The sequence below is a fragment of the Corallococcus llansteffanensis genome, assembly GCF_003612055.1.
Lineage (GTDB): Bacteria > Myxococcota > Myxococcia > Myxococcales > Myxococcaceae > Corallococcus > Corallococcus llansteffanensis.
In genome coordinates this window covers 1-4,766 of sequence record NZ_RAWB01000687.1, presented here as the reverse complement: position 1 = coordinate 4,766, position 4,766 = coordinate 1, and the positions used below count along the sequence as shown (strand labels likewise).

Annotated in this window: 7 protein-coding genes; 6 read left to right on the top strand and 1 reads right to left on the bottom strand. The window is 72.5% G+C overall.

Annotated elements, in window-relative coordinates:
* The 6 genes from D7V93_RS38165 to D7V93_RS38140 form a co-directional block, all read left to right on the top strand.
* Positions 1-372 (top strand): HisA/HisF-related TIM barrel protein (locus tag D7V93_RS38165; RefSeq protein ID WP_244237750.1); only part of this gene is annotated, 372 nt, incomplete at its 5' end.
* Positions 369-920 (top strand): imidazoleglycerol-phosphate dehydratase, encoded by a 552-nt coding sequence (locus tag D7V93_RS38160; RefSeq protein WP_120648002.1) that lies wholly within the window; start codon positions 369-371, stop codon positions 918-920. The genes D7V93_RS38165 and D7V93_RS38160, both read left to right, overlap by 4 nt.
* Positions 920-1,681 carry an imidazole glycerol phosphate synthase subunit HisF gene (gene hisF / locus D7V93_RS38155; RefSeq protein ID WP_120648001.1) on the top strand — a complete coding sequence of 254 codons (762 nt, stop codon included), beginning with the start codon at positions 920-922 and terminating at the stop codon, positions 1,679-1,681. Before D7V93_RS38160 ends, hisF begins: the two co-directional genes overlap by 1 nt.
* Complete coding sequence (gene hisN, locus D7V93_RS38150; protein ID WP_120648000.1) at positions 1,678-2,460, top strand: histidinol-phosphatase; 783 nt, start codon at positions 1,678-1,680, stop codon at positions 2,458-2,460. Before hisF ends, hisN begins: the two co-directional genes overlap by 4 nt.
* The gene (gene hisIE / locus D7V93_RS38145) at positions 2,457-3,074 is read left to right on the top strand and encodes a bifunctional phosphoribosyl-AMP cyclohydrolase/phosphoribosyl-ATP diphosphatase HisIE (protein ID WP_120647999.1); all 618 of its coding nucleotides are present in this window, start codon (positions 2,457-2,459) and stop codon (positions 3,072-3,074) included. The genes hisN and hisIE overlap by 4 nt, the downstream gene beginning before the upstream one ends.
* A 218-nt stretch (positions 3,075-3,292) precedes the next feature.
* The gene (locus D7V93_RS38140) at positions 3,293-3,736 is read left to right on the top strand and encodes a DofB protein (RefSeq protein WP_120537998.1); all 444 of its coding nucleotides are present in this window, start codon (positions 3,293-3,295) and stop codon (positions 3,734-3,736) included.
* Between the two features lie 59 nt (positions 3,737-3,795).
* Here the strand turns inward: D7V93_RS38140 and D7V93_RS45460 are convergent.
* A partial coding sequence (locus D7V93_RS45460) for a hypothetical protein (RefSeq protein ID WP_120647998.1) occupies positions 3,796-4,766 on the bottom strand: 971 nt, incomplete at its 5' end.

Below are 4,766 nucleotides of genomic sequence, written 5' to 3'. Positions count from 1 at the left end.
GTCGCGGAGCGCTTCCCGGGGCGGGTGGTGGTGGCCGCGGACGTGAAGGGGCGCGAGGTGGTGACGCGCGGTTGGACGTCCGGCAGCGCGCGGGACATCCGCGACGTGCTGACCGCGCTGGAGCCGCTGCCGCTGGGAGGGATGCTCGTCACGGCGGTGCACAAGGAGGGGCAACTGGGAGGCGTGGACCTGCCCCTGATGGCGGAGGTGGCGCGCACGAGCCGGCACCGGCTCTACGCGTCTGGAGGCGTGACGACGCTGGAGGACCTGCGCGAGCTGGCGAAGGTGGGCGCGCACGGGGCGGTGGTGGGCATGGCGCTGTACACGGGACGTCTGGACGCGCGCGCGGTCGCGCAGGAGTTCGCGGAATGAGCACGGGCACGAGCACCACGGTCGTCCGGGAGACGAAGGAGACGAAGGTCCAGGTGGAGCTGGCGCGCGGCCCGGGCGCGGCGAAGGTGGACACGGGGCTGAAGTTCTTCGACCACATGCTCGCCACGTTCGCGCGCTACGCGGGCCTGGAGCTGACGCTGCACGCGCGGGGCGACCTGCGCCACCACCTGATGGAGGACGTGGCCATCACCCTGGGCACCGCGGTGCAGCGGGTGGTGCCCGCCACGGCGGCGCGCTACGGCGAGCGCACCGTGCCCATGGACGACGCGCTGGTGCAGGCGTGCCTGGACGCGGGCGGGCGCTTCTACTACCGGGGCCCGCTGAAGAACCGGCTGTATGAGCACTGGATGCGCTCGTTCTGCGAACACTCGCGCATCACGCTGCACCTGCGCGTGCTGCGCGGCCGGGACAGCCACCACCTCACCGAGGCGGCCTTCAAGGCGCTGGGGCTCGCGCTGCGCGATGCGATGGTGGACTCGGGGGTCGTCTTCAGCATGAAGGGCACCGTCGCCCTGGAGGTGAAGTGATGCTCAGCCGACGACTCATCGTCTGCCTGGATGTGAAGGGTGGACGCGTGGTGAAGGGCGTCCAGTTCGAAGGCCTGCGCGACGTAGGCGACCCCGTGGCGCTGGCGCTGCGCTACGAGGAGGAGGGCGCGGACGAGGTGACGTTCCTGGACATCTCCGCGAGCGCGGAGGAGCGCGAGACGCTGTGGGACCTGGTCCAGCGCACGGCCGAGCGCCTGTTCATCCCGCTCACGGTGGGCGGAGGCGTGCGCACGGTGGACGACGTGGGTCGGGCGCTCCGGGCGGGCGCGGACAAGGTGAGCATCAACTCCGCCGCGGTCGCCACGCCCGAGCTGCTCACCGGATGCGCGGAGCGCTTCGGCGCCCAGTGCGTCGTGGCGAGCATCGACGCGAAGCGGGAAGGGGACCGCTACCGCGTCTACACGCACGGAGGCCGCCGTCCCACCGACCTGGACGCGGTCGCCTGGGCGAAGGAGTGCGTCCGACGCGGCGCGGGCGAGGTGCTGCTCACCAGCATCGACCGCGACGGCGCGCGCACCGGCTATGACCTGGAGCTGACGCGCGCGGTGGCGGACGCCGTGGACGTGCCCGTCATCGCCTCCGGAGGCGCGGGCCGCGCGGAGCACGTGCGCGAGGCCCTGACGCTGGGAGGCGCGGACGCCGCGCTCGTGGCGGGGATCCTCCACGACGGCCTCACCACCGTCGGCGCCCTCAAGACGCTGCTGCGCGACAGCGGCCTTCCCATCCGGAGCACGACATGAGCGCGGATCCGAGAGACCTCATGCAGGCCGCCGCCGACGTGGCGCGCAAGGCCGGGGACGTGGCGCTGGGCTTCTTCCGCGGCGGCATCGCCGTGGACACCAAGAGCGACGGAACGCCGGTGACGGTGGCGGACCGGACCGCCGAGTGGACCGCGCGCCAGTGGCTGGAGGAGCGCTTCCCGGAGGACGGCATCCTGGGCGAGGAGTTCGGCGAGACGCGGCCGGGCGCGAAGCGACGGTGGATCCTGGATCCCATCGACGGCACGAAGACGTTCATCCGGGGCGTGCCGCTGTGGGGCACGCTGGTGGCGGTGGCGGAAGGGGAGCGCATCCTCGCGGGCGCGGCGTACTTCCCGGCCGTGAACGAGCTGCTCGTCGCCTCCCCGGGCCTGGGCTGCTTCTGGAACGACGCCCCCACGCGTGTGTCCGCGCAAGGGACGCTGTCGCAGGCGGTGGTGCTGATCACCGACGAGCGCTTCCTCCAGGCCCCCGAGCGTGGCGCCGCGTGGCGCGAGCTGTCCCGACAGGCGGCGATCTCCCGCACCTGGGGGGACTGCTACGGCTACCTGCTCGTCGCCACCGGGCGCGCGGAGGCCATGGTGGACGAAGCCCTGTCCCCGTGGGACGCGGCGGCGCTGCAACCCATCATCGAGGAGGCCGGCGGCGTGTTCACCGACTGGAAGGGCGTGCGCACGGCGTTCGGCGGCGACGGCATCGCCACCAACGCGGCGCTGGCGGCGCGCGTTCGCGAAGAGCTGGGAGCGGGAGGCAGGTCATGAAGCTGGACGTGGCGGCGTTGAACTTCGACAAGGGCCAGGGCCTGGTGACGGTGGTGACGCAGGATGCGAGCACCGGCGACGTCCTGATGGTGGCGCACGCGGACCGCGAGGCGCTGGAGCGCACGCTCGCCACAGGCGAGATGCACTACCGCTCCCGCACGCGCGGCCTCTGGCACAAGGGCGCCACCAGCGGGAACACGCAGAAGGTCGTCTCCCTGAGCGCCGACTGCGACGGCGACGCGGTGCTCGCGCGCGTGGAGAAGGCCGGCCCCGCGTGCCACACCGGTGACGAGACCTGCTTCGGCGAGGGCCGCTGGGACGCGCTCGCGCACCTCGACGCGACCCTCGCGGCGCGCGCGGCCACGCCTCCTGCGGAGGGTGAGAAGCCCGGCTACACGCGCCGACTGCTGGGGGATCGCAACCTGCGCCTGAAGAAGCTGGGCGAGGAGGCCGCGGAGCTGGTGACCGCCTGCGCCGACTCGGATCCACACCGGGCGGCCGAGGAAGCGGCTGATCTGCTCTACCACCTGCTGGTCGCGATCCGCCCGCTGGGCCTCACGCTGGACGACGTCAAGGGCGTGCTCGCGGCGCGCGCTCAACCCCCGAAGGTCTGATCAGCTTGAAAAGGGGGCGTGTCGGCTGCGACCCAGGCGGAGTTATCCAGCTGTACTGCAGCCTGACAGCGTGGCTGGCACACAAGCGCCCCAAAGGTGCAGGAGTGTGTCCGCTACTCTTCAACCGCTCCTGCGATCCTGGTACAGAATCCGCCTTGCGGCGCGGGCCGCGCCTAACGAGGCGCCCCAGTCTCAGCGTTCGCTTCACCGGAGGATTCGTGACTTCCACGTACCAATCCGAACTCATCGACCGCGTGTTCTTCTCGCGTTGGCACAACCCGCCGACGAAGGACGACGTCGCGGCCATCATGGCGCAGATGGAGGAGGCGACCCAGCGGCTGGGGACGAACGTGCTGTACATCGCCTCCATCAGCCCCAAGGCCAAGGTTCCGGACGCGACCGAGCGCGCGCACCTGAACCAGATGGTGGCCGAGGGCCGCCGGTTCTGTGAGCAGTCCTGGCTGGTGTACGAGGGCACGGACCTGCAGCACAACCTCCAGCGAGTCATCATCTCGGGCGTGCTCATCCTCACGCGCACGTTCGACAACTACCTGTCGGTCGCCAAGTCGGCGGACGCCATCGTGAAGGACGTCTCCACCGCCCTGAAGCGGGACGCGTCCGGCATCTTCAAGACCGCGCGGGAGCGCGGCCTCATCGCCTGAGTTCCACGCGAGCGACGTCGGACCCCCGTTCCGACGCCGCGTGATTCCTGGCGCCCGCGCTACCGGGCGCCGATGATCTCCAGCTCCTTCAACTCCACGCCCGGCCGCTCCGGCAGGACGCTCACCGCGTCCACGTCGAGCAGGGGAAGGACGGGCTTGCAGATCTCCCAGCCCCCCGTGCCGCGAAAGCGGCAGACGGTGGGATCGACGTAGAAGGCCGCGCCCTGGCTGTCCTTGCGTCCCACGCCGTCCGGCGCGCGGATGATCGCGCGCAGCGTGCCCGGACCCGTGGCGCGCACCTGGAACGACGCCACGTGCTTCAGCGCCGGGGCGTACCCCAGGCGCAGCGCCCCTTGCGACTCCAGCGGCAGCTTCACGCCCGACAGCGCGTCCTGATCGAACGCGCGGAACCCGTCGCCCGCGCCCGTGGACTGATCCGGCTCGATGGGCGCCGTCTCCACGGTGCCGTCCGTGAACAGCGTCGCGAGCCAGGGGGCCCGCGCGCCCTGCTGCACGGCCGCCGCGTTCAGCACCGGCAGCGGAAGCTGCTTCGTCTTCACGCACGTGGGCGAAAGCGCCTCCGCCAGCGCCAGCAGCGTCGGCTCCACGTCCGGCCCCGACACGGCCGCAGGCCCCAGGGCCGAGCGCACGAGCTCCTGGCAGGCCGTGCCCAGGGTCGCCCCCGCGTGCTCCAGGCTCCAGCGCGCTTCCTGGATGTCCGGCCGCTCACGTCGCGCGGCCTGCTCCAGCGCCCGGGTCACCGCCTGGCCGCAGGGGTTGTTCCCGGGCGCGCAGCGCTCGCACAGGGTGGCGAGCAGCTCGCGGGGCGGCGCGTCCCCGTGGAGGAGCGGCGCGCGGGAGGCTAGGGCCGCGCCCCGGGCGCAGGCGGCGGCCGGAGGGGTGGGGCAGTCCCCGAGCTGACGGCGCGCGGCGCTCCAGGCGGTGCCGGCATCGTCGGTGGGGCCGGCGTCGGGTTGGAGGACGTCCGCCAGCACCGCGTCCAGGCTCCGGCACGCGGCGGGGCCCAGGT